The organism is Umezawaea endophytica (assembly GCF_025061645.1).
In the GTDB taxonomy this organism is placed as follows: domain Bacteria; phylum Actinomycetota; class Actinomycetes; order Mycobacteriales; family Pseudonocardiaceae; genus Umezawaea; species Umezawaea endophytica.
This window is the reverse complement of sequence record NZ_JANYMP010000012.1, coordinates 108,041-132,282: the sequence shown is the minus strand read 5'-3', so window position 1 is coordinate 132,282 and position 24,242 is coordinate 108,041. Positions and strand designations below refer to the sequence as shown.

Genomic DNA, 24,242 nt, shown 5'->3' with positions numbered 1-24,242 from the left:
ACGGTGCGTCCGGCCATGAAGACAATTGCGCGAGCGGGGGGAGGTCAGGTGCTGCGGGTCCGTGGCCAAGGATCGGCCCCACGGGTATGCCCGCGGTGGGTCTCCCTCACCCCGCTCGCGCAATTATCTCAATCCCCGATCTTGGTTTGTCAAGGCGGGAAAGATGCCTTGACAAACCAAGATCGGGGAGGAGGGCGCTTCGGATCGGGGCGACGGAGGGGGACTGCTCGGAAGACGTCATGCCGGAGGTGGCGCTCGCTGTTTGAAAGCACGTAGGCCCAAGCAGGTCCGGGGTTGGGTCTACGACACCTTGCAGGCCATCTCGCTGGTCAACCAAACCCACGTCCCAGCCAAGTCAAAGTCTCAAACAAAACCAAAATCAACGCTAGAGACAAGCCAAAGTCCCGACCAAAGCAACACCAGAGCCAAGACCAACCCCACCGGTCACCCGAGCCCCAACCCCAGCCCTACCCCGCCGCCCACCCCACCCCCAGCGATCACCCCTGCCCGCACCCCAAGCCCAATACCTCGGCCCCAGAGCCATTATCACCCCCTGAGACACACGAGCCACGCTGCCCTTGTCCGTGACAACATCACCTCGTGGAGCGCTCCCTGGTGACCTGGTGCGACCGCACGATCGACCTCCTGCTGGTGGCGTCGTGCGGCTGTAGCGGGACGCGGCGCGGACTCCGGTAGGTCCGTGTCGCGTCTTGACCGCTACCCGTTCACACCAGTAGCCCTCAGGAGCGCGCGTTGACTGCGACTTTTGTTCATGCTGACCTGCACCCAGCACTGGATGTCCGGCTGCTCCGCGACATCATCCACCCCGAGCGGGAACTGTGGTCCCCGCGGGAACTCCGTGATCTGACCTCGTTCGTGGCCAGTGAGTTGACCACGCCGCTCCTGGGGATCCTCGACTTCGATCCCGCTCAACGCTGGTGGGCTCGGTTGGGGCTGACCGAAGGTGTCGAGTTGTGGTTGTTGTCGTGGTTGCCGGGGCAGCACACGGAGCCGCATGACCACGGTGGGGCGTCGGGGTCGTTCACGGTGTTGACCGGTGAGCTGGAGGAGAACTACCGGTATCCGGCCGGGCCCGTTCGGGAGGCTCGGCGGAGTACTGGGGCGTCGATCGGGTTCGGGTCGGGGCGGGCGCACGAGGTGCGGAACGCGGGGAGCGTCGGGGCGGCGAGTGTGCACGCGTACTCGCCGCCGCTGATCCCCACCCGCGAATACGCGAGCCTGGCCGACATCCCCACCGAGATCCCACCGCTGCCCGCGCTGCGGCTCCCGCTGGAGCGGTTGCGCGAGCTGGCCGACCTGGAGGGCCCGTGAGCGCCGTCGACTCGTACCTGGCCGAAGCCCGTGCGCACCTGCGGCGGGTGACGCCGGAGGAGTTGAGCGCGATCAAGGGCGGTGACACGCTGATCATCGACACGCGGCCGATCCACAACCGGCTGGCCGAAGGGGAGATCCCGGACTCGATCCCGGTGGAGCGGATCGTCCTGGAGTGGCGGCTCGACCCGGAGGGCGACCACCGGCTGCCGGGGTTCACGGCGGGGACGACCGTGGTCGTGCTGTGCAACGAGGGCTACTCGTCGAGTCTCGCCGCGCGCGACCTCCAGCGGATCGGGCTGCCGAAGGCGACCGACCTCATCGGGGGCTTCCGCGCGTGGGCCGCCGCGGGGTTGCCCGTTCGGGAAGGTGGGACGCAAGCGATCACGTAGGTTCCGGACCTGTGAAGTTCTTCAGATCCGGGCCGCTGTTGACGGTCGCGGTCGTGGTCGTCGTGATCGCCCGCGGGCACGGGGTCGGCGGGCTGGTGGGCGCGCTCGGCGGGCTCCTGCTGGAGCTGGCCTCGTTCCAGGTGGGGACGTTGCTCGGTGTGCTGCTGTGGCGGTTGCGCGTCCGGTACGTGATCTTCGGGGTCGGTCGCGAGCTGCGCGCCTGGTCGACGCCGCGGCTGCGGATCGCGCTGTGCGCGCTGCCCGTCGTGATCCGCGTCGGGGCCCGGTCGGTGCGGAGTCCCGTACGGCTGCGGCTGTGGTTGACGGGGCTCACGTCGGCGCTGGTGGCGGTCGGTGTGGTCGTCGGCGCGTGGCTGGTGGGGCCGTTCGGGGTCGCGGTGGGCGCGACGGCGTGCCTGGCGCACGAGCTGTGGCCGCGGCGGAGCGCCGCGACGACGTCGCCGGGGTGGTACGTGTTCTCGCTGCCGCGGGTGTCCGGGCGGGAAGCGGCCGAGATGGAGGCGACCCCGCTGGTGAGCGCGGTGGTGGACGCGGTGCACGTCGGGGACCTCGCCGCCGCCGACACCGCGCTGGCCGTCGTGGTGGCCGCTCATCCGGACCTGGTGATGACCACCGGGGCGCAGGCGGCCGTGCACACGGCCGCCGGGCGGTACGTGGAGGCGTTGCAGGTCCTCGGCGCGGTCGTCGGGCGGGACGACCTGGCGGACCGGGACCGGGCGTTGTTGATGGCGTCGATGGCGGGCGCCACCGCGTCCGCGGCGGAGGTGGGCCTGATGCCCGCGTCGGTCGGGGTGCCCGCCGCCGCCCGCGCCGTGGACGTGGCCATCGGGTTCGGCCTGCCGCGCTACCGGCTGCTGGGGACGTTGGCCCAGTTGGCCCTGCTGCGGGGTGACGCCGCCGAAGCCGTGCGGATGGGGCGGGACAGCGCCGACGGGTCCGGGGACGCCCTCGGTCGGGCGGACGCGCTGGCGACGGTGGCTCGCGGGCTGATGGCGGGCGGGGACAACGCCGCCGCCCGCGCCGTGCTGGCCGAAGCCTCGGAACTGGCGGCCTGGCTGCCGCGGGTGGCGGGAACCGCTGCCCGGCTCGACGTTTCCTGAGTCCTGGCAGGACACGGCGGTGGCGCCCACTCTCCCAGGTGGACGCCACCGCCGACTCCCCCTGGGATCAGGCCGCGGCGGGCAGGCCTGGCAGACCGGGTGCGGGGATGGGGAGCCCCGGAGCGGGCAGCGTCGGGAGGCTGGGCACGGACGGCAGCCCGCCGGGAGGGGCGGGCAGGCCGCAGGCTGCCAGGGTGTCGGTCAGCGCCTTGAGGAGACCGGTGACCTCGGCGAGCAGCTTCGTGACGTCGGGGACGCCCCCGCCGGGAACGACCTTGCTCAGGATGCCGAAGACGATGCTGAACAGGTTCATGGCCGCGGACAGGCACTGCTCGGGCCCCTGGAAGCCCGTTGTCGGCACAACGGGTACCTCGATCGGTGGTGTCGGCACGCTGACCGGTGGTGTCGGCAGGCACTTGGAGCTCTGCATCTGTGTCAGGACGCCGAGGGAGTCACCGAGCGGCGCGGCGACCTTGCCGGGGTCGGGCGGGAGCGCTGTCAGCGGGGCGATGGCCTTCTTGACCGTGTCCGACAGCTTGGTGACCAGGTCGAGGCAGGCGGCGGGCGGGTCGGCGACGGTTTGCGAGCGGCTCGGGACCGCGGCGGCGGGAATGACGCTCGCGGCGAAAAGCACGGTGATCAACGGGATGACGGTCGCAATTTTCTTCACGTTGGCCTGCTCCCTCTTGAACCCGTTCCCCACCGACCCGATTTCCCGACGAGGTCGATCAGGAACGAACAACGGCTATTTCCTCGAAGCGGAGCCTAAGCTCGCCAACCGGCTTCTACCAGCGGAAACAGCAATTGCACCCGACTAAACCAGGGTCATGCGAAAGAGTTAAGATCACCGAATGGAGAGCGCGTGACGCGGATCACAGTGCGTTGCCGAATCAATTAACCGGTAACCACATCGGGGTGCCCGATCGCCGTGGACGACGGCGATCGGGCACCCCGAGAGGGTGACTCAGCCCGCGAGGACGACCTTGCCCAGTTCGGCGGGCGAGGCGAGCAGGTCGTGCCGCGGCAGGATCCGCACGGTGTAGCCGAGGGTGCCCGCGTGCGGCAGCGGCACGTCGACCTCGTAGTTCCCGTTGCCCGCGTAGTTCATCGGCGCCGTGACGAGGTCGTGCAGCTCGTCGCCGTCGCCGACCTTGCCGAGCACGACCTGGACGTCCGCCTCGGACGGCTCCAGCCCGGCCAGCTCGACCCGCGCGCGCACGGTCACCGGGGCGCCGAGCACCGGCGTCGGGTGCCCGTCGATGTGCAGCTCCGAGTCGAGCACCCGCACGCGCGGCCACGCCTCGCGCAGCCGCTGCCGGTAGTCCGCCAGCTCCTTCGCGCCGCGGAAGCCCTCGCCCACGACCGACTCAGCCGAGGCGGCGGCGGGCGCGTACAGCGCCTCCACGTACTCGCGCACCATCCGCGACGCCTGCACGGCCGGGCCGAGCGAGGCCAGCGTGTGCCGGACCATCGCGAGCCAGCGGGTCGGCGTGCCGTCCTCGCCGCGGTCGTAGAACAGCGGCGCGACCTGGTTGCCGAGCAGCTCGTACAGAGCGGTGGCCTCCAGGTCGTCGCGGCGGGTCGGGTCGTGCACGCCGTCGGCGGTCGGGATGGCCCAGCCGTTGCTGCCGTCGTACAGCTCGTCCCACCAACCGTCCCGGATGGACAGGTTGAGGCCGCCGTTCAGCGCGGACTTCATGCCGGACGTGCCGCACGCCTCCAGCGGGCGCATCGGGTTGTTCAGCCAGACGTCGCAGCCCCAGTAGAGGTAGCGGGCCATCGACATGTCGTAGTCGGGCAGGAACACGATCCGGTGCCGCACGCCCGCCTCGTCGGCGTAGCGGACGATCTGCTGGATCAGCGCCTTGCCGCCGTCGTCCGCCGGGTGCGACTTGCCCGCGACGACGAGCTGCACCGGGCGCTCCGGGTGCAGCAGCATCGCGCGCAGCCGCTCCGGGTCGCGCAGCATCAGCGTGAGCCGCTTGTACGTCGGGACGCGGCGGGCGAAGCCCACGGTCAGCACGTCCGGGTCGAACACGGAGTCGGTCCAGCCCAGTTCCAGCGCCGACGCGCCGCGCTGGAGCCACGACGCGCGGACGCGGCGGCGGACCTCGTCGACCAGCCGTCCGCGCAGCTCGGTGCGCAGCTCCCAGAGCCGGGTGTCGGTGACGGGCTCGAAGCGCATCCCGATGCCGGACTCCTCGGTCTCGCCGAGCAGCTTGGACATCTCGGTCGCCGCCCACGTCGGCCCGTGCACGCCGTTGGTGACCGAGCGGATCGGCACCTCGGTCGTGTCGAAGCCGGGCCACAGGCCGCGGAACATGTCCCGGCTGACCTCGCCGTGCAGCTTGGACACGCCGTTCGCGCGCTGCGCGAGCCGCAGGCCCATGTGCGCCATGTTGAACAAGCCGGGGTTGTCCTCGGCGCCCAGCGCGAGGACCCGCTGGGTGCTCACGCCCGGCAGCAGGGTCTCGGAGCCGAAGTAGTGCTGCACGAGGTCGACCGGGAAGCGGTCGATGCCCGCGGGCACGGGCGTGTGCGTGGTGAACACGGTGCCCGCGCGGACCGCGGCGAGCGCCTGGTCGAAGTCGAGGCCCTCGGTGGTCGTCAGCTCGCGGATGCGCTCCAGGCCGAGGAAGCCGGCGTGGCCCTCGTTGGTGTGGAACACCTCGGGCTTCGCGTGGCCGGTCAGGTCGCAGTACGTCCGCACGGCGCGGACGCCGCCGATGCCCGCGAGGATCTCCTGGCGGATGCGGTGGTCCTGGTCGCCGCCGTAGAGCCGGTCCGTGACGCCCCGCAGGTCCTCGTCGTTCTCCTCGACGTCGGAGTCGAGCAGGAGCAGCGGGATGCGGCCGACCTGGGCCTTCCAGATCTTGGCGCGCAGCACCCGGTCACCCGGCATCGCCACGTGCACCAGGATCGGCGCGCCGGACGGCTCGGTCAGCAGCTCGAGCGGGAGGGCGCGGGGGTCCAGCACCGGGTAGTGCTCGATCTGCCAGCCGTCCAGGGACAGCGACTGGCGGAAGTAGCCGGACCGGTAGAGCAGGCCGACCGCGATCAGCGGCACACCGAGGTCCGACGCCGCCTTCAGGTGGTCGCCCGCCAGCACGCCGAGGCCGCCGGAGTAGTTGGGCAGCGCCTCGGTGACCCCGAACTCCATGGAGAAGTACGCGATGGCATTCGGGAGGGGGGTGAGCTCGTAGTTGCCGTGCTCCCGCCGGACCTGCACCTCCTCCTGCCTCCGCTGGAACCACCGCGGCCCCTGCGTGTAGCGGTCGAGGTCGTCGGCCAGCGCCTGGGCGTGCGACAGGAACTGCTCGTCGCGGGCCAGGTGTTCCAGCCGATCGGGCGACACGACGGACAACAGGCGCAGCGGATCGCCACCCACCTCGGACCAGACCCGCGGGTCGACCGACGCGAAGAGGTCCTGCGTCGGAGGGTGCCAGGTCCAGCGCAGGTTGGTGGCGAGCGTGCCCAGGGAGGACAACGGCTCCGGGAGGCTGGCTCGGACGGTGAACCGGCGAAGTGCTCGCATGGCGACGGACCTTATCTCCCGGTGGGCGGAACAGGACAAGCTTCCTCGCCCAGACTGCAAGGGTTTGCCGGATCGGTACCGGGATCGATCCAGGCGACCGGGGGCGCCACCTGCGGTTCCGGGCCGCGCGGGTGGCCGTTCAAGATCGGCGCGTTCGGAGTAGCGCACCAGGCTCGACCGCTGAAGTCGAGTGGTACTCACGAATTCGACGGTCCGTCGACGAGCCCGCCCGCGAGGACCGTGTCCCACGCCACGATCCGAGTTCCGACGGTCCACACGGGCTCGGCGCGGCCCCCTCCCGGTCGCGCGGCACCCGGCGTCGCGCGCCGAATCATGCCGTGACGGCCATCCGCTCGAAGCCGCCGCGTTACCAGCGCGTTAACCAGATCAGGTCTCATCACCGCGACGGTCGGCGTGGCGCGCGGCGTTCGGGCGAATCCGTCCCCGATGATCACGATGGAAGGTCGAATGGCCGTGGACACACCGCCCGCGCGGGCACAGAGTTGGACGCGCCGGGGTGTGCGGGCCCACCGGAATGGGTACGGACGTTGTAGTAGTCCCCGGTGATGACCTGCCAAATCGAGCAAGGCAGACTGAACGGGCCCGCGGTTCTGCCGCGCGAAACACGGCGAGAGGGCGTAGCCGATGAGTGGACGACTCGGCATCGATGATGTTTCCCCTGAGGTCAGCGGCGGGCGGTATCCGGCCAAAGCCGTGACGGGGGAACACATTCCGGTGGAAGCGACGGTGTGGCGCGAGGGGCACGACGCCATCGCCGCCACCGTCGCCTGGCGCGGACCGAAGGATCGCATCGCCCGGCAGAGCAGGATGGTGCCGCACGGCGTCGGGCTGGACCGGTTCGCCACCGTGATCGTCCCGGATGCCGAGGGCTCGTGGACCTTCCGCGTCGACGCCTGGAGCGACCCGTGGGCGACCTGGCGGCACGCCGTCGAGGCCAAGATCGGCGCGGGGCAAGGAGCGGGCGAGCTGGCGAACGACCTGGAGAGCGGCGCGCTGCTGCTCGACCGGGTGTCGCGGCGGCCCGACCGGCGCAAGGACCGGCCGCTGCTGGCGAACGCCGCGGCGGCCCTGCGCGACGAGAACCGGCCCGTCTCCGAACGGGTCGCGCCCGCGCTGGCCTCGGACGTGCACCGGATCATGACCGAGTTCCCGGTGCGGGAACTGGTCACCAAGGGCCGGACGTACAAGCTGTGGGTCGACCGGACGAAGGCCGCGTTCGGCTCCTGGTACGAGTTCTTCCCGCGCTCGACCGGCGGCTGGGACGAGCACGGGAACGCTGTGCACGGCACGTTCGCGACCGCGACCGAGGAGCTGGACCGGGTCGCCGCGATGGGCTTCGACGTCGCGTACCTGCCGCCGATCCACCCGGTCGGCCGGGTCAACCGCAAGGGCCCCAACAACACCCTGGTGGCCGATGAGAACGACGTCGGCTCGCCGTGGGCCATCGGCGCCGACGAGGGCGGGCACGACGCCATCGCCCCGCAGCTCGGCACGATCGAGGACTTCGACCGGTTCGTCGCGCGCGCCGAGGAGCTGAACATCGAGGTCGCCCTCGACCTCGCGCTCCAGTGCGCGCCGGACCACCCGTGGGTGCTCAAGGCCCCGGAGTGGTTCACCACCCGGCCGGACGGCACGATCGCGTACGCCGAGAACCCGCCGAAGAAGTACCAGGACATCTACCCGGTCAACTTCGACAACGACCCCAAGGGCATCTACCACGAGGTCCTGCGCGTCGTCCTGCACTGGGTCGACCACGGGGTGCGGATCTTCCGGGTCGACAACCCGCACACCAAGCCACCGGACTTCTGGGCGTGGCTCATCTGGGCCGTGAAGGACAAGCACCCTGACGTGCTGTTCCTGGCCGAGGCGTTCACCCGGCCCGCGCGGCTCTACGGGCTGGCGAAGCTCGGCTTCACCCAGTCCTACACCTACTTCACCTGGCGCACGAGCAAGCAGGAGCTGACCGAGTTCGGCGCCGAGCAGGTCGCGCACTGGGACGAGGCCAGGCCGAACCTGTTCGTCAACACCCCGGACATCCTCCACGAATCGCTCCAGCACGGCGGTCCCGGCATGTTCGCGCTGCGCGCGGCGCTGGCCGCCACGCTGGCGCCGACGTGGGGCGTGTACTCGGGTTACGAGCTGTTCGAGCACGAGGCCGTGAAGCCCGGCAGCGAGGAATACCTCGACTCCGAGAAGTACCAGTTGCGGCCACGCGACTACGCGGGCGCCCTGACCGAGGGCCGCTCGCTGGAACCCTGGCTGCGCAAGCTGAACGCGGCCCGCCGGGCACACCCGGCCTTGCAGCAGATGCGCACACTCAGGTTCCACCACATCGACAACGACGCCCTCATCGCCTACTCCAAACAGGATCCGGCAACCGGCGACACCGTCGTGACTGTGGTGAGCTTGGACCCGAACGACCCGCAGGCGGGCACTCTCTGGCTCGACCTGCCCTCGCTGGGCTTCGACTGGCACGAGCGGCTGATCGCTCACGACGAGGTCACCGGCGAGACGTGGGACTGGGGCCAGGCGAACTACGTCCGGCTGGAACCGTGGCGCGCGGTCGCCCACATCGTGGGGCTGCAGCGCCGGTTCTCCTGAACCAATCAGGAACTCGAGGACCCCTGCGTGCACCAGGTACGCAGGGGATGGTTGACGTACCCGCTGGAAGGTGGGACGAGGTGGAGATCATGCAGGAAGATTCCCGACCGGACGCAGCCCTGGGGCTGGAGGGCGTGCCGCACACCGGCGAGGCGATCACCGCAGACGGGCTGCTCGTGGAGCCCCAGGCCGAGGACTTCCAGCACGCGAAACAGGCGCCGAAGAACCCCGACTGGTTCAAGGGAGCGGTGTTCTACGAGGTGCTGGTGCGCGCCTTCACCGACTCGAACGGTGACGGCACCGGCGACCTGCGCGGCCTGGCCAGCAGGCTGGACTACCTGGAGTGGCTCGGCATCGACTGCCTGTGGCTGCCGCCCTTCTACGCCTCCCCGTTGCGCGACGGGGGTTACGACATCAGCGACTTCCGCGCGGTGCTGCCGGAGTTCGGCAACATCGAGGACTTCGTGTACCTGCTCGACGAGGCGCACCGCCGCGGCATCCGGGTGATCACCGACCTGGTGCTCAACCACACGTCGGACGCGCACCCGTGGTTCCAGCAGTCGCGCATGGATCCCGACGGCCCGTACGGCGACTACTACGTGTGGAGCGACGACGACTCCCGCTACGCCGACGCCCGGATCATCTTCGTGGACACCGAGACGTCGAACTGGACGTACGACCCGGTGCGCGGGCAGTTCTACTGGCACCGCTTCTTCTCCCACCAGCCCGACCTGAACTTCGAGAACAACGACGTCCAGGAAGCGATGCTGGACACGCTGCGGTTCTGGCTGGACCTCGGCATCGACGGCTTCCGGCTCGACGCGGTGCCCTACCTCTTCGAGGAGGAGGGCACGAACTGCGAGAACCTGCCGCGCACGCACGACTTCCTCAAGCGGTGCCGCAAGGTCGTCGACGACGAGTACCCCGGCCGCATCCTGCTGGCCGAGGCGAACCAGTGGCCGTCGGACGTGGTCGAGTACTTCGGCGACCCGGAGGTCGGCGGCGACGAGTGCCACATGGCGTTCCACTTCCCGCTGATGCCGCGCATCTTCATGGCGGTGCGGCGCGAGTCGCGCTTCCCGATCTCGGAGATCCTGGCGCAGACGCCGGAGATCCCGACGGGCACGCAGTGGGGCATCTTCCTGCGCAACCACGACGAGCTGACGCTCGAGATGGTGACGGACGAAGAGCGCGACTACATGTACACGGAGTACGCCAAGGACCCGCGGATGAAGGCCAACATCGGCATCCGCCGACGGCTGGCCCCGCTGCTGGAGAACGACCGCAACCAGCAGGAGTTGTTCACGGCGATGCTGCTGTCGCTGCCCGGCTCCCCCGTCCTGTACTACGGCGACGAGATCGGCATGGGCGACAACATCTGGCTCGGCGACCGCGACGCGGTCCGCACGCCGATGCAGTGGACCCCGGACCGCAACGCCGGGTTCTCGAGCTGCGACCCCGGCCGGATCTACCTGCCGGTGATCATGGACCCGATCCACGGCTACCAGGCGCTCAACGTGGAGGCGCAGCTCAACAACGCCTCCTCGCTGCTGAACTGGACGCGCCGGATGATCGAGGTGCGCAAGCAGCACCACGCGCTGGCGGAGGGCACGTTCATCGACCTCGGCGGGTCGAACCCGAGCGTGCTCGCGTACAAGCGGCGCTGGACGCGACCGGACGGGCACGAGGACATCGTGCTGTGCGTCAACAACCTGTCGCGGTTCCCCCAGCCCGTCGAACTTGACCTGTCCGAGCACCGGGGCACCACCCCGGTGGAGCTGACCGGCGGGGTGCACTTCCCGCAGGTCGGTGAACTGCCGTACCTGCTCACGCTGCCCGGCCACGGCTTCTACTGGTTCCAACTGGCCACCGTGGGCGACGACGGCGAATCGAGGTGAGCGACGTGACCGAACCCCAGGAACTGGTCGAGAAACTGCTGACGGAGCTGCCGGGCTGGCTGCCCGCGCAGCGCTGGTTCGCGGGCAAGGACCGGCCGGTGGGCTCGGTCCGTCCACTCCGGACGACCGTGCTGCTCGAGGAACCGCGCCTGCTGCACGTGGTCGTCGAGGTCGAGCAGGCCGACCGGGTCGAGGCGTACCAGCTACTCGTGACCGACCGGGACGAGTCCTACGAGGCGACCGGCGACGGTGAGCTGACCGGGCACCTGCTGGACCTGATGGCGCAGGGCCGCGAGATCGACGGCCTGAGCTTCGAGCACGAGCCGGACGCCGAGCTGACGGACGGGCTGCGCGGTCGGCCCATCACGTCCGAGCAGAGCAACACGTCGATCATCTTCGGCAGCCAGTACATCCTCAAGCTGTTCCGGAAGCTCTCGTACGGGCCGAACCCGGACCTGGTGCTGCACCGGGCGCTGCGCGGGGTCGGCTGCGAGCACATCGCGCAGCCGCTCGGCTCGATCACCGGCGAGCTGAACGGCGAGCAGGTCACGATCGGCATGCTCCAGCAGTTCCTGCCGGACGCGGTCGACGGCTGGGCGATGGCGACGACGAGCGTGCGCGACCTGATGGCCGACTCGGAGGCGCTGCACGCCGACCAGGCGGGCGGCGACTTCGCCGCCGAGGCCAACCGGCTCGGGCAGGCCGTGGCGACCGTGCACGCCGACCTGGAGCGGGCGCTCGGGCAGCAGGACGCGGACGACGACGACATCGCCGCGACCGTGCGGGCGATGGGGAGCAGGCTCGACCGGGTGGCCGAGATGGTGCCCGCGCTCGGCCCGTTCGTCCCGGCGCTGCGCGAGGCGTTCGACAAGGCGCTCGACGGCCGGAGCACGATCGTCGTGCAGAACATCCACGGCGACCTGCACCTCGGCCAGGTCCTGCGGACCGTGAACGGCTGGCTGCTGATCGACTTCGAGGGCGAGCCCGCCGCGCCCGCCGCCGAACGGGCGGCGCTCAAGTCGCCGCTGCGCGACGTGGCCGGAATGCTGCGATCCTTCGACTACGCGGCGCACCAGATGCTCGTCGGGCAGGACGAGGACCCCCTGCTCACCGAACGGGCGCTGGAGTGGGCGCGGCGCAACCGCGCGGCCTTCTGCGAGGGTTACGCGGACGCGGCGGCGGAGGCGGTCGGCGACCCGCGGCGGCACGGGGAGCTGCTGAGGGCCTTCGAGCTGGACAAAGCGGTCTACGAGGTCGCATATGAGTACGCGAACAGGCCGGAGTGGTTGACGGTTCCCCTGTCGTCGATCGCCCGGATCACCGGAGAAGGAGCGTGACGGAATCGTGAACGCCAAACCGGCCGATCTTCCCGACGCCGCACCACCGCCGAGCGACGTGGACCGGCTGCTGGCCGGAGCGCACCACGATCCGCACTCGGTGCTGGGTGTGCACCACGTCGGCGACGCCGTCGTGGCCCGCGCGCTGCGACCGGGCGCAAAGTCCGTCGCGGTCGTCGCGGGCGACGAGAAGTGGGACCTCCCGCGCGTCGTCGACAACCTGTTCGCGGGCAAGCTGCCCGGCCACCCCGGCGACTACCGGTTGGAGGTCGACTACGACAGCGACACCGTCACCGTCGACGACCCGTACCGCTGGCTGCCGACCGTGGGCGAACTGGACCTGCACCTGATCGGCGAGGGCAGGCACGAACGGCTGTGGGACGTGCTGGGCGCCCACCACCGCGGCTACGACACCCCGTCCGGCCGCGTCGAGGGCACCTCGTTCGCCGTCTGGGCCCCGACCGCGCGCGGTGTGCGCGTGATCGGCGACTTCGACGGCTGGGACGGCCGCGCGAACCCGATGCGCTCGCTGGGGTCGTCCGGTGTCTGGGAGGTCTTCATCCCCGGCATCCCGGTCGGCACCAAGTACAAGTTCCGCATCCTCGGCGCGGACGGCGCGTGGCACGAGAAGGCCGACCCGATGGCGTTCGGCACCGAGGTGCCGCCGCAGACCGCGTCCGTCGTGACCGTGTCGAACCACGAGTGGGCCGACGCGGAGTGGGAGACCAAGCGCGAGGCCACGACGTGGATCAACGCGCCGGTCAGCACCTACGAGGTCCACCTCGGTTCCTGGCGCCCCGGCCTGAGCTACCGCGAACTGGCGGTGCAGCTCGCCGACTACGTCGTCGAAACCGGCTTCACCCACGTCGAACTCCTGCCGGTCGCCGAGCACCCGTTCGGCGGCTCGTGGGGCTACCAGGTCACGTCGTACTACGCGCCGACGTCCCGCTTCGGCTCGCCCGACGACTTCCGGTTCTTCGTCGACACGCTGCACCAGCGCGGCATCGGCGTGATCGTCGACTGGGTGCCCGCCCACTTCCCGAAGGACAGTTGGGCACTCGCGAAGTTCGACGGCACGGCGCTCTACGAGCACGCCGACCCCCGACGCGGCGAGCAGCCGGACTGGGGCACGCTCGTATTCGACTTCGGCCGCAACGAGGTGCGCAACTTCCTGGTCGCGAACGCCCTGTACTGGATCGAGGAGTTCCACCTGGACGGCCTGCGGGTCGACGCCGTGGCCTCGATGCTGTACCTCGACTACTCGCGCGAGGAAGGGCAGTGGCTGCCCAACCAGTACGGCGGCCGGGAGAACCTCGACGCGGTCCGGTTCCTCCAGGAGTTGAACGCGACCGTCTACCGACGGCACCCCGGCGTCATGATGATCGCCGAGGAGTCGACGGCGTGGCCGGGCGTCTCCCGCCCCACCCACCTAGGCGGTCTGGGGTTCGGGTTCAAGTGGAACATGGGGTGGATGCACGACACGCTCCACTACCTGAGCCGCGAACCCATCCACCGCGCGTTCCACCACAACGAGATCACGTTCTCGCTGGTGTACGCGTGGAGCGAGAACTTCGTGCTCCCGCTGTCGCACGACGAAGTGGTGCACGGCAAGGGTTCCCTGTGGCAGCGGATGCCAGGGGACGACTGGAACAAGGCTGCCGGCCTGCGGTCGCTGCTCGCCTTCATGTGGGCGCATCCGGGGAAGCAGTTGCTGTTCATGGGCGGCGAGTTCGGCCAGCCCGAGGAGTGGTCGGAGTCGAAGTCCCTCGACTGGCACCTGCTGGAGACGCAGTTGCACGGCGGCGTTCGGACGCTGCTCGGGGACCTGAACCGGGTCTACCGGGACTCGCCAGCCCTGTACAGCGCGGACAACAAGCCTGAGGGGTTCTCGTGGATCGACGCGAACGACTCGGCTGGGAACGTGCTGTCGTTCGTGCGGATCGGTGAGGACGGGTCGCACCTGGTGTGCGTGGCCAACTTCTCCGGGCAGCCGCATCACGATTATCGGGTTGGGTTGCCGGTGGCTGGGCGGTGGCGGGAAGTGGTGAACACCGACTCGGCTGTGTATGGCGGGTCTGGGGTTGGGAACCTGGGGTCGGTTGAGGCGGAGGTGCATCCTTGGCATGGGAGGGAGGCGTCCGCCGTGCTTCAGTTGCCGCCGGCTGGGGTGCTTTGGCTTGCTCCGGAGGGGGAGCACGTTGGGGTTGAGGATCCGATTTGAGGTTGAGGGTTTGGGTTTGAGGGCTGGGTTTTGGGGCTGGGCTTGAGGGTCTGGGCTTGAGGGCTCGGCTTTAGGGCTGGGCTTGAGGGCTTGGGCTTGGGCTTGAGGGCTTGGGTTGAAGGCCGGGCTTGAGGGCTTGGGTTGAGGTAGGAGAGCGGCTGTCCCTGGTGTGGGGGTGGCCGTTTTTCCTTTGCGGGGCTGGAGTTCTACGGAACGGGAGTGGATCTACGCAACTGACCCGTCACACACTTCCCCCGCCGCCCCCATCCCCAGCGCCCTTCGTGCCTCGTTTGCTTTGTCAAGGCATCTTTCCCGCCTTGACAAAGCAAACGAGGCATCGAAATAATTGCGCGAGCGGGGTGGCGGGGGAACCACCGCGGGTGCCCGTAGGTTGAGATGACCCCAGGCTTCCAGCCGGGTCGGGTGACGTACCGGAGATCCAGCGAGGATGTGGCCGATTTGACTTGGGGCCCCTAGATTTGCCCCTTCGTCGGACCAAAACGGCGGGGAGGTGAAGCCGCCGTCCGACGCAAGTTTAAGGGGCAAATCCCCCAAGTAAAATCGGCCACGCTGCGTAGGCGGCGTCCGGATTCGTAAGCGGTCAACCGCTGCTGGCGCCGGTTTCGTGGGTGGTCAACTACTACTGGCGCCGGTTTCGTGGGTGGTCGGCTACCGCTGGCGCCGGTTTCACAGGTGGTCGGCTACTGCTGGCGTCGGCCTGTAGGTGAAGAGGCACCGGTGCGTGCGCTTGCTACCGGTGGTCGAACTACCCGCCGACCCCGTGCCGCTTGCTCACCGGAGTTCCATCAAGCGGTCCAGCACCTCTGCCAGCGTGCCCTCCGCTTCCCACACCGCGCATGGCCTGTTCTCCACAACGGACTGTCGGATCAGTCTCGCCGCCTGAGCATCCGTGTCCGATCGGACCCTCAACACGTCCAGCCACAAGCCGTTCTCGTTGAAGTACACGAGTTCGTCGACGTCATGTGGTGGGTCTTGCGAACGCTTGAGTTGCATCCGCCACCCCCGCACCTCGCAGAGGTGCTGGAGGCGCCCGATCTGGGCCAGTTGACCTAGGGTCAGCATCACGGCGGAGCCCGTTCCGGTTGGGGACTCGCGCTGGTCGGCGTGGGCGTACACCGGCCGCGAGGTCGATCTGTCCACCGAAGTCTTCGTGAGTGGACCCCCATCGAATACCACCTGACAGGGATTTGTCGACTTCTCGCCCAAACATCGGGAACCCGTCGACACCGCCTGCCCGATGGGGTAGCAGCAGGCCGCCCGTGGTGCGCAAGAGTGCGGAATAGTTTGATAACACCTTTAGACCAATTTTCGTTCGAACGTTGCCTATTGCATCAACCGGGTGAAGTAGAACGTCATTCAGGGCGATATCGCGGCTCATGTGCAGACGTTTCGAACGAGGTCTGATTACATAGCCGATCTCGACAATCGCACACGGTCGAGACCGGGCGTCTGGGGTATACCAGCAGGCAGGAGGCTCGGTCTTGATCTTGCTGCAATTGTCGGAACCGTATTCGTCCGCTCACCGAATCGGGATGAACCGTGTTCCTCACCAAGCTTGAAATCAACACCGGATCGCGGGAGTTCCGCCGCGACCACGCCAACATCCACGACATGCACCGGACCGTGATGTCGGCGTTCCCGAACATCACCGAGGACACGCCCGCGCGGCAGGCGCATGCCGTGTTGTGGCGGTTGGACAGCACGAATGACGGATTTGTCCAGTACGTGCAGAGCCGTACCGAGCCGGACTGGGGGGTGCTGCCGGAGGGGCACCTGACCGCGCCCGCCGAGGTGCGGCCGTTGCGGCCGGTGTTGGACGCCGTGGTGCCTGGGCGGCGGTTGGCGTTTCGGATCGTGGCCAACCCGACGTGGTGTGAAGCCCGGTCGCGGAAGCGGTTGGTGCACCGGGAGCCCGAGCGGCAGGTGGAGTGGTTGGTGCGCAAGGGGAAGCAGCACGGGTTCGTGATCCCGTCGGCCGGTGAGGAGCCTGATGTGGCCCCCTCACCCATCCCCACGCTGGTCGGGCGCAAGAACGCGGCCACGAAGATCACCGTTGAGGCCGTGCGGTTCGACGGGCACCTGGTGGTGACGGATCCCGAGGCGTTCACGTCGGCGGTCGTCGGGGGGATCGGGCGGGCGAAGGCCTACGGGTGTGGACTGATCAGTCTGGAGCCGGTGGCGGACGCATGAGTCCGGAAGTCCTTCCACATCCCCGGTTCTCGGCGCACCGAGCGGTCTAGCGGTCCGGTAGCGCGATCCACTCGGTCCACGTCAGGTCGCGGCCGACGTGGCAGGGGTTGGTGAAGGGCCAGGCCTTCGCGATCCAGGTCGGGACGAAGGTGTCCAGGTCGGTGTCGTCGACCGTCCACCAGGAGATCTCGGCGTCGCCGCCCTGCTTCTGCGGCGGGTCGACGTAGACGCAGCCGAAGAGTTCCGTCTCGTCGGTGTTGAACAAGGCGTAGTTGAACGACTTGTGCTCGTTCGCCTCGCGCTCGTGGCGGGCGAGGTCGACGCGGTCCTCCTCGTGCGTCATGGTCGCCGGGGGCCAGCCCCACGCCTCGCCGTAGACGGCCCAGAGCCGCTCCCGCGCGCCCATGACCAGTGGGTAGTCCAGGTCGACGTCCGTCGCCCTGATGGGGCGGAGGTGGCGGTCCTCCGCGACCGGGACGGTGGTCGGGTGGGTGAAGTCAGCGGGCAGCCACGGCATGTGCGGAGGGTACAAGCGGACGTGGCGGTCGTCGCGCTATCAGCACTTTGACACCGTCCGGTCGTTTCGCCGGGCACAATGGGCTGATGCGACACCGATCAGGACGGCTGGTCCGGCTCGCGGCGCTGGTGACGGCGGTCGCGACGGTCGGCAGCGGGTGCACGGTCGCGGTCAGCGGCCAGCCCAAGGCGGCACGGGTCGTGGAACGCGACACGACGTCGACCGGCGTCATCCGGGGCAGCGACGGCGGGCAGATCGACCAGCTCGCCGGGACGGCCCTGGCCGACATCGACCGGTTCTGGGACGAGGCGTTCCCCGCCACGTTCGGCAAGCCGTGGACGCCGTTGAGCGGCGGCATCTTTTCCGTCGACACCGCGGACGCGTCGGCGAAGCCGCCGCCGTGTACGGAGAAGGCGTCGGACGTCGAGGGCAACGCGTTCTACTGCCCGTCGGCGGACGCGGTCGCGTACGACCGCGCCGCGCTGCTGCCGGTGCTCCAGGACAAGTTCGGCGACGCGGCCGTGGTGATCGTGCTGGCGCACGAGATGGGCCACGCGGTGCAGAAGCGGATGGGCATCACGCCCGAGTCCGAGCGCGCCAACCCCGGCAAGTTCCCGACGATCCTCACCGAGGCGATGGCGGACTGCTTCGCCGGGTCGTTCACGAAGTGGGTCGCCGACGGGAAGTCGAAGTCGCTGGACATCGGGCAGGACGCGCTGGACTCCGCGCTCGGCGCGCTGATCACGTTCCGCGACCCGGTCGGGACGTCGCCGACCGACCAGCAGGCGCACGGCAACGCGTTCGACCGCGTGTCGGCGTTCCAGGACGGGTTCCAGAAGGACGCGAAGTTCTGCGGCGCGATGACCGTGCAGAACCGGGTGTTCACGCAGTCGACGTTCACCAACGTCGCCGACCGCGACCGCGGCGGGAACCTGCCGTTCGACGACATGATCGTCCAGTTGACGCCGGACCTGAGCGCCTACTACCAGGGTGTGCTCACGTCGATCGGCAAGACGTGGGTGCCGCCCAAGTCGACGAAGGTCGGGCAGGAGCCGGACTGCTCCGGCGACCAGGGCCCGGTGGCGTTCTGCAAGGACGACAAGGCCGTCGAGATCGACGTCGAGGGCGACCTGCGAAAGCTGCACGAGCAGATCGGCGACTACGCGACCGGTCTGCTGATGGCCAGCCGGTACGGGCTGTCCGCGCTGGCGCAGGCCGGGAAGCAGACCGACGGGGCCGCCGCGGGCAGCAACGCGCTGTGCATGGCGGGCGCGTACACGGGCGTCGTCCTGGACCGCAAGGAGGGTTTCGGGCTCTCCCCCGGCGACATGGACGAGGCCGTCCAGGTGCTGCTGGCGGCGAACTTCCCGACCCGCGACGCGAAGGGCCGTTCGGGCCTGGAGCCGGGGTTCAAGCGGGTCGAGGTGTTCCGCGCGGGCGTGTTCGACGGCGACAAGGCCTGCGGCATCCGCTGATCAGCTCACACTTCGGGCACGGCATCTCACTCGGATGGACCAAGTAGGGTGCGCGGAAGCAGGCGGAACGCGGACCGGAATGGGGACCCTGGGATGGCGCGGCGGGCTTGGCGAGGTGCGGCGCTCGTCGCGACGGTGTCGGTGGCGGGGCTGCTCGGGGGCTGCGCGAACACCCTCAGCGGCACGCCGAAGGCCGAACACCCCGACGTCTCGAAGGTCGCGGGCCTCGACATCACCACCGGCGAGAGCGGCCCGATCCCCGGTGTGCCGGACGCGACCCTCCCCGTGGAGAACGGTGACGGCGGCGAGATGGACCGGCTGGCGCTGAACGCGCTCGCCGACGTCGAGAAGTACTGGACCGAGGCGATGCCCGCGAACTTCAAGGGCAAGCCGTTCGAGCCGGTGAAGCGCCTCGTCTCCTACGACTCGACCGGCGAGGGCGTCCAGATCTGCCGCACCAGCACCGCGGGCGTCGCCAACGCGTTCTACTGCTCGCTGGACGACAGCATCGCGTGGGACCGCGGCGACCTCCTGCCGATGCTCAACGACTCGTTCGGCCCCATGTCGGTGGTGACCGTCTTGGCGCACGAGACGGGGCACGCGGTGCAGTACAAGCTGGGCGCGGAGAGCGGCATCACCCAGGGCACGGCGACGATCATCAAGGAGCAGCAGGCCGACTGCTACGCGGGGAACTTCTTCCGCTGGATCGCCGAGGGCAAGTCCGAGCACTTCCGGCTCTCGACCGGACCGGGCCTGAACCAGGTGCTGGCGACCATGTTCTTCATCCGCGACGCGGCCGGGACGAGCGCGGAGAAGCAGGGCGCGCACGGGAGCGCGTTCGACCGCGTGGCGGCGTTCCAGTTCGGGTTCTCGGCCGATCCGGCCCGGTGCGCCCGGATCGACGAGGCGGAGATCAAGGAGCGGATCACCCAGCAGACGTTCAGCCCGGACGACCAGGACAAGGGGCAGATCGCCGTCGCCGAGCGGAAGAACCTCGACGTGCTGGAGAGCAGCCTGCGGGACGCGTACAAGCAGACCGGGGCCGCGCCGCCCGCGTTCAAGGAGGGCGCGGACTCCTGCCCCGACGCGAAGACGACGTCACCTGCCGCCTACTGCCCCAGCACCAACCAGGTGTCGCTCAACCTGGAGGAGCTGACGAAGATCGGGGCTGTGCCGAAGAGGGGCCAGAAGGGCGGGATCGGGGACTTCGCGGCGTTCGCCGAGATCGCGTCGAGGTTCACGCTGTCGATCCAGAAGGCGACCGGGTACCCGCTGGACGGGCCCGCCGCCGGGTTGAGGACCGCCTGCCTCACCGGGGCGTGGGCCGGGACCACCACGAAGAGCACGTCGAAGCTTCGGTTGTCCGCAGGGGACCTGGACGAGGCCGTGGCGGAACTGCTGGCGGACAAGAGCCTGATCGCCGCCGACGTGAACGGTGACGTGGTGCCGTCCGGGTTCGCCCGTGTCGAGGCGTTCCGGGACGGCTTCTTCGACGGCGGCAACGGCGTGTGCACGCGGAAGTACTCGTGACCCGCGGGTGATGGGGGGAGCACCCGCTCCCCCCCACTCGACTAGAACAGCGCGCTGGCCAGGTTCCGCCGGGCGGCGGCGACCCTGGGGTCGTCCGCCGGGAAGAGTTCGAACAGGCCGACGAGGTGCTCGCGGACCTTGTTGCGGTCGTCGCCGAAGACCCGCCGAACCGTGTCGACCAGCCTCTTGAACGCACCCTCGACGTCCTGGTTCACGATCTGGAGGTCCGCGGCGGCGAGCTGCGCGTCCAGGTCGTCCGGAGCCGCGTCGGCGCGGGTGACCGCGTCCTGGTCGACGGCTTCCGCGCGGGCGGTGAACCGGACCTGGACCAGTGCCGCCTTGGCTTCCTCGTTGGCCGGTTCCACGGCCAGGATCGCCTCGTACGCGGCCTCGGCGGCGGCGAAGTCGCCCTGCTCGAAGGCTTCCTCGGCCGCGACGAAGCGCGGGTCCTCCGGCTCCTCGACCGGGGCGCCCTGCGCGCCACCGGCCTGGGCCGCGGCGATGCCGGGCAGCTTGTCGCGCAGCGCGTCCAGCAGGCGGACGATCCACTGGTCGAACTCCGCCTGCGGCAGAGGACCGGCGAACGCGTCGATCGGCTGCCCAGCGGCGACCGCGACCACGGTCGGCACCGACTGCACGCCGAACGCCTGGCCGATGCGCGGACTGGCGTCCAGGTCGACTCTGGCGAGGATCCACGCGCCACCGCCGTTGCGGGCCGCGGTCTCCAGGATCGGCGAGAGCTGCTGCGCCTCCGGGCTCCACGTGGCGGTCAGCTCGACGACAACGGGAACCTCCGTCGAACGCTCGACGACCGACTGGAACGTGGCCTCGGTGACGTCGAGGACCCACGGACTGGGACCGCCCGACGAGGCGGCACCGGGCGCGGAGGTCGGCGCTGCGGGGCGCTGACGGGCCGCGTCGGCACGCGCCTTGAGCGCGCCGAGGTCCACCGCCCCGGAGAGAGCTGCGGACAGAGCTGCGGTTTTGCGAGGGTCTGGCCTTGTCACGCCGTCCATCCTGGCACGAGTCCCCACGGCCGGGTGCACGGACCGGGGTGAGTCGCGATGGATTGCGCCACACGGCTCTTCGCGTTCACCGATCCGTGGGGCCCGCGGCGGCCGGAGTTCTCCTGGAGGACGGGAAACGACCGGGGTTCCCCGCGGCCTCCTGGTCGAAGAGGAGGCGCGGTGAGGATGGAGGCGTTACCGCTCGCCGATGAGCGCGGGCGGTGGCCCACCATTTCCCGATGAACGTGAACAGGATGAGGCAATCGTATTTCGACGAAAGTCGAAAAAGCCCTCTTCCCACGTCCGCAAAAATGAGGTCACGATCGGCGAATATGCCAATCGATCACGATTCACCCACGTGAATCACGTCCGCGAGTTCCCTTCGGCAGGCATTATCGATCTTGCGGTATACCGGTGCCATGGAACAAAAGACGTCAAGCCCGATCAACGTTCACGGCAATCTCACGCAGCAAGCGCGGTGGAAGCTCGGTCACCTCGTCGTCACGCTGGACGACGTCGACCTGCTGCTGAATCTCCTGACCTCCTCGACGGGACATCGACCGCATCTCCACTACCGCACGGAGCACCCCGACAAACGGGATGAAACCTGGGAGAGCCTGGACAGCGTCGAGGACATCGCCCGGTTGCCGAAACCGGAACTCTCGTCCCTCGTGGTCGTCGTCGACGATTCCTTCTGGGTGCTGCTGGACAAGAGGAAGGCATCGATGTTCCTGGACAAGGGGCTGACGTCGTCCGCCGAGTATTCGAACATGGTCGACGTGGTCTTGAGGTGGGCACGGGGCAGGCGACAGCGGCACAGCGGCATCACCAACCGCGGGTTCAAGGTCTTCACCTCTTTCCTCTTCCTCGCCTGCTCGCTCCCGCTGACGCTGATGGCGGTCGAAATCTATTACGCGTACCACCCCAAGAAGGAGAACTTCGACGAGGAGACAGCCTGGGTCGACCAAGTCAGCATCGCCTGGGCCTCCGCGATCGGCGTCGGCTACTTCCTGTTCCTCCGCCTCATCTCGACGAAAGGGGCGATCGTCTACCCGTTAACGCTCAAGGAATTGCGGGAGACGCACTTCTCCACCTCGTCCAGCAGGGTCAAGTCGATTCTCCAGACCATCGCCATCACGGTCACGGCCGTCGGCGTCCTGATCGCTTACAACACCAAGTAGCCCGGACGTCGAAGGCCCGACAACCGGGAGGCTGTCGGGCCCTCGACGACCACGGTGACCGGAGCGATCAGAACCGGGCGGGCTCCGTGTAACCGCCCCACTCGTCCTTCAGCACCCCGCAGATCTCCCCGAGCGTCGCCTCCACCCGAGCCGCGGCCAGCATCGGCTCGATCAGGTTCCCGTCGGTCCGCGCCACCTCGACCATCCTGGCCAGCGCCCGGTCGACGGCCGCCTGGTCCCGCCCCGCCCGCCGGGCGGCGAGCACGCGGTTCTGCTCGCGCTCCACCTCGTGGCTGACCCGCAGGATCTCCAGGTTCTCCGACAGCGACTCCGTGTGGACGTTCACCCCGACGACCTTCTTGTCACCCTTCTCCAGCGCCACCTGGTACACGAACGCCGAGTCCGCCGTCTCCCCGGTGAACCAGCCGTCCTCGATCCCCCGCAGGATCCCGGACGTCATCTCCCCGATCTCGTGCTCACCGGACGGCACGGCGACCCGCGCCATGTCCTTGATCCGGTCGAACACCTTCTCGGCCTCGGCCTCGATCTTGTCCGTCAACGCCTCGACGTACCACGACCCGCCCAGCGGGTCCGCGACGTTCGAGACCCCGGTCTCCTCCATGATCACCTGCTGCGTGCGCAGCGCGATCTGCGCGGCCTTCTCCGACGGCAGCGCCAGCACCTCGTCCAACGCGTTGGTGTGCAACGAGTTCGTGCCGCCCAGGACGGCGGCCAGCGCCTCGACGGCCGTGCGGACGATGTTGTTGTCCGGCTGCTGGGCCGTCAGCGACACGCCCGCGGTCTGCGTGTGGAACCGGAGCTGCTGGGCCTTGGCCGTGCGGGCCCCGTACACGTCCCGCATCCACCGGGCCCAGATCCGCCGGGCCGCGCGGAACTTCGCGATCTCCTCGAAGAAGTCGAGGTGCGAGTCGAAGAAGAAGCTCAGCCCCGGCGCGAACTTCTCGATGTCCAGCCCGCGCGACAGCCCCAGTTCGACGTACCCGAACCCGTCGGCGAGCGTGAACGCCAGCTCCTGCGCGGCCGTCGCCCCGGCCTCCCGGATGTGGTACCCGGACACCGACAGCGGCTTGTACGCGGGGATGTTGTCCTGGCAGTAGGCCATCAGGTCGCCGATGAGCCGCAGGTGCGGCTCGGGCGCGAACAGCCACTCCTTCTGGGCGATGTACTCCTTGAAGATGTCCGTCTGCAACGTGCCGTTGAGCTTCCCGATGTCCGCGCCCTGCCGCTCGGCGGCCACGAGGTACATCACGAACACCGGCACGGCGGGCCCCGAGATCGTCATCGACGTCGTGACCTGCTCCAGCGGGATGTCGCCGAACAGCACGTCCATGTCGGCGGCCGAGTCGATCGCCACGCCGCAGTGCCCGACCTCGCCGAGCGACCGGGGGTCGTCGGAGTCCTTGCCCATCAGCGTCGGCATGTCGAAGGCGACGGACAGCCCGCCGCCGCCGCGCGCCAGGATCATCTTGTAGCGCTCGTTGGTCTGCTCGGCGTTGCCGAAGCCGGCGAACTGCCGGATGGTCCAGTTCTTGCCGCGGTACCCGGTCGGGTGCAGGCCGCGGGTGAACGGGTACTCGCCGGGCCAGCCGATGCGCTCGAAGCCCTCGACCACCTCACCGGGCTGAGGCCCGTAGACGGGGTCGACCTCGACACCGGAGAGCGTGGTGAAGTCGGCGTCGCGGACCCGGCCGGTCGCCTCGGCCTTCGCGTAGGCGGCCTGCCAGCGCTGACGACCGGCCTCGTGGTCCGCTTGGTTCTCGTCGTAGCCGGGAGCAGGCATGGCGGTCTCCGCATCGTCGTCGATCCCTAAATAGTAGGATGTCCGACTATCTGACGCCATCG

The 24,242-nt window shown here is 69.1% G+C and carries 17 protein-coding genes; 11 read left to right on the top strand and 6 right to left on the bottom strand.

All coding sequences use genetic code 11. The features are described from left to right. Nucleotides 1-753 precede the first annotated feature (753 nt). Genes NZH93_RS24790 through NZH93_RS24780 form a run of 3 tightly spaced genes read left to right on the top strand, consistent with a single transcriptional unit; the run spans nucleotide 754 to nucleotide 2,845 of the window. Entirely contained in the window at nucleotides 754-1,332 is a 579-nt protein-coding gene (locus NZH93_RS24790; protein ID WP_259625582.1) for a cysteine dioxygenase, read from the top strand. Further along, entirely contained in the window at nucleotides 1,329-1,724 is a 396-nt protein-coding gene (locus NZH93_RS24785) for a rhodanese-like domain-containing protein (protein ID WP_259625581.1), read from the top strand. Before NZH93_RS24790 ends, NZH93_RS24785 begins: the two co-directional genes overlap by 4 nt. 11 nt (nucleotides 1,725-1,735) lie before the next feature. Beyond that, complete coding sequence (locus NZH93_RS24780) at nucleotides 1,736-2,845, top strand: hypothetical protein (protein ID WP_259625580.1); 1,110 nt, start codon at nucleotides 1,736-1,738, stop codon at nucleotides 2,843-2,845. Nucleotides 2,846-2,912: 67 nt separating this feature from the next. Here NZH93_RS24780 and NZH93_RS24775 read toward each other — a convergent pair whose 3' ends face one another. Then, nucleotides 2,913-3,515: a hypothetical protein gene (locus NZH93_RS24775; RefSeq protein WP_259625579.1), complete on the bottom strand. Its 603-nt coding sequence runs from the start codon at nucleotides 3,513-3,515 to the stop codon at nucleotides 2,913-2,915. 294 nt (nucleotides 3,516-3,809) lie between these two features. Beyond that, the gene (gene glgP, locus NZH93_RS24770) at nucleotides 3,810-6,380 is read right to left on the bottom strand and encodes an alpha-glucan family phosphorylase (protein ID WP_259625578.1); all 2,571 of its coding nucleotides are present in this window, start codon (nucleotides 6,378-6,380) and stop codon (nucleotides 3,810-3,812) included. 645 nt (nucleotides 6,381-7,025) lie between these two features. Between glgP and NZH93_RS24765 the strand changes: the two genes are divergently transcribed. From NZH93_RS24765 to glgB, 4 genes are all read left to right on the top strand, one after another. Beyond that, nucleotides 7,026-9,002 (top strand): maltotransferase domain-containing protein, encoded by a 1,977-nt coding sequence (locus NZH93_RS24765; protein WP_259625577.1) that lies wholly within the window; start codon nucleotides 7,026-7,028, stop codon nucleotides 9,000-9,002. A gap of 89 nt (nucleotides 9,003-9,091) precedes the next feature. Then, the gene (gene treS, locus NZH93_RS24760) at nucleotides 9,092-10,900 is read left to right on the top strand and encodes a maltose alpha-D-glucosyltransferase (RefSeq protein WP_259625576.1); all 1,809 of its coding nucleotides are present in this window, start codon (nucleotides 9,092-9,094) and stop codon (nucleotides 10,898-10,900) included. Nucleotides 10,901-10,905: 5 nt separating this feature from the next. Next, nucleotides 10,906-12,237, top strand: a complete 1,332-nt coding sequence (locus tag NZH93_RS24755; protein ID WP_259625575.1) for a maltokinase N-terminal cap-like domain-containing protein — start codon at nucleotides 10,906-10,908, stop codon at nucleotides 12,235-12,237. A 7-nt stretch (nucleotides 12,238-12,244) separates the two neighbouring features. Next, nucleotides 12,245-14,458, top strand: a complete 2,214-nt coding sequence (glgB, locus tag NZH93_RS24750) for a 1,4-alpha-glucan branching protein GlgB (protein ID WP_259625574.1) — start codon at nucleotides 12,245-12,247, stop codon at nucleotides 14,456-14,458. A gap of 792 nt (nucleotides 14,459-15,250) precedes the next feature. Here glgB and NZH93_RS24745 read toward each other — a convergent pair. Continuing rightward, nucleotides 15,251-15,619 carry a hypothetical protein gene (locus NZH93_RS24745; protein ID WP_259625573.1) on the bottom strand — a complete coding sequence of 123 codons (369 nt, stop codon included), beginning with the start codon at nucleotides 15,617-15,619 and terminating at the stop codon, nucleotides 15,251-15,253. A gap of 399 nt (nucleotides 15,620-16,018) precedes the next feature. Between NZH93_RS24745 and cas6e the strand changes: the two genes are divergently transcribed. Further along, nucleotides 16,019-16,669, top strand: a complete 651-nt coding sequence (gene cas6e, locus NZH93_RS24740) for a type I-E CRISPR-associated protein Cas6/Cse3/CasE (RefSeq protein WP_259625572.1) — start codon at nucleotides 16,019-16,021, stop codon at nucleotides 16,667-16,669. Nucleotides 16,670-16,715: 46 nt separating this feature from the next. Here the strand turns inward: cas6e and NZH93_RS24735 are convergent, their stop codons facing one another. Further along, nucleotides 16,716-17,186: a GNAT family N-acetyltransferase gene (locus tag NZH93_RS24735; protein ID WP_259625571.1), complete on the bottom strand. Its 471-nt coding sequence runs from the start codon at nucleotides 17,184-17,186 to the stop codon at nucleotides 16,716-16,718. 86 nt (nucleotides 17,187-17,272) lie between these two features. On the opposite strand from NZH93_RS24735, the gene NZH93_RS24730 reads away from it, so the two are divergent. After that, the gene (locus tag NZH93_RS24730) at nucleotides 17,273-18,661 is read left to right on the top strand and encodes a neutral zinc metallopeptidase (protein WP_259625570.1); all 1,389 of its coding nucleotides are present in this window, start codon (nucleotides 17,273-17,275) and stop codon (nucleotides 18,659-18,661) included. 93 nt (nucleotides 18,662-18,754) lie between these two features. Continuing rightward, entirely contained in the window at nucleotides 18,755-20,191 is a 1,437-nt protein-coding gene (locus NZH93_RS24725) for a neutral zinc metallopeptidase (RefSeq protein ID WP_259625569.1), read from the top strand. A gap of 41 nt (nucleotides 20,192-20,232) precedes the next feature. Here the strand turns inward: NZH93_RS24725 and NZH93_RS24720 are convergent, their stop codons facing one another. Next, nucleotides 20,233-21,198: a tetratricopeptide repeat protein gene (locus NZH93_RS24720; protein ID WP_372506778.1), complete on the bottom strand. Its 966-nt coding sequence runs from the start codon at nucleotides 21,196-21,198 to the stop codon at nucleotides 20,233-20,235. 419 nt (nucleotides 21,199-21,617) lie between these two features. On the opposite strand from NZH93_RS24720, the gene NZH93_RS24715 reads away from it, so the two are divergent. Next, nucleotides 21,618-22,379: a hypothetical protein gene (locus NZH93_RS24715; RefSeq protein WP_259625567.1), complete on the top strand. Its 762-nt coding sequence runs from the start codon at nucleotides 21,618-21,620 to the stop codon at nucleotides 22,377-22,379. Nucleotides 22,380-22,446: 67 nt separating this feature from the next. Here the strand turns inward: NZH93_RS24715 and icmA are convergent, their stop codons facing one another. Next, nucleotides 22,447-24,180 carry a coenzyme B12-dependent isobutyryl-CoA mutase large subunit gene (gene icmA, locus NZH93_RS24710; protein WP_259625566.1) on the bottom strand — a complete coding sequence of 578 codons (1,734 nt, stop codon included), beginning with the start codon at nucleotides 24,178-24,180 and terminating at the stop codon, nucleotides 22,447-22,449. Nucleotides 24,181-24,242 lie beyond the last annotated feature (62 nt).

Coding starts and splice junctions, on each gene's coding strand:
- glgP (WP_259625578.1), bottom strand. CDS start 6,380: ATGCGAGCACTTCGCCGGTTCACCGTCCGAGCCAGCCTCCCGGAGCCG.
- NZH93_RS24765 (WP_259625577.1), top strand. CDS start 7,026: ATGAGTGGACGACTCGGCATCGATGATGTTTCCCCTGAGGTCAGCGGC.
- treS (WP_259625576.1), top strand. CDS start 9,092: ATGCAGGAAGATTCCCGACCGGACGCAGCCCTGGGGCTGGAGGGCGTG.
- NZH93_RS24735 (WP_259625571.1), bottom strand. CDS start 17,186: ATGCCGTGGCTGCCCGCTGACTTCACCCACCCGACCACCGTCCCGGTC.
- NZH93_RS24730 (WP_259625570.1), top strand. CDS start 17,273: ATGCGACACCGATCAGGACGGCTGGTCCGGCTCGCGGCGCTGGTGACG.
- NZH93_RS24725 (WP_259625569.1), top strand. CDS start 18,755: ATGGCGCGGCGGGCTTGGCGAGGTGCGGCGCTCGTCGCGACGGTGTCG.
- NZH93_RS24715 (WP_259625567.1), top strand. CDS start 21,618: ATGGAACAAAAGACGTCAAGCCCGATCAACGTTCACGGCAATCTCACG.
- icmA (WP_259625566.1), bottom strand. CDS start 24,180: ATGCCTGCTCCCGGCTACGACGAGAACCAAGCGGACCACGAGGCCGGT.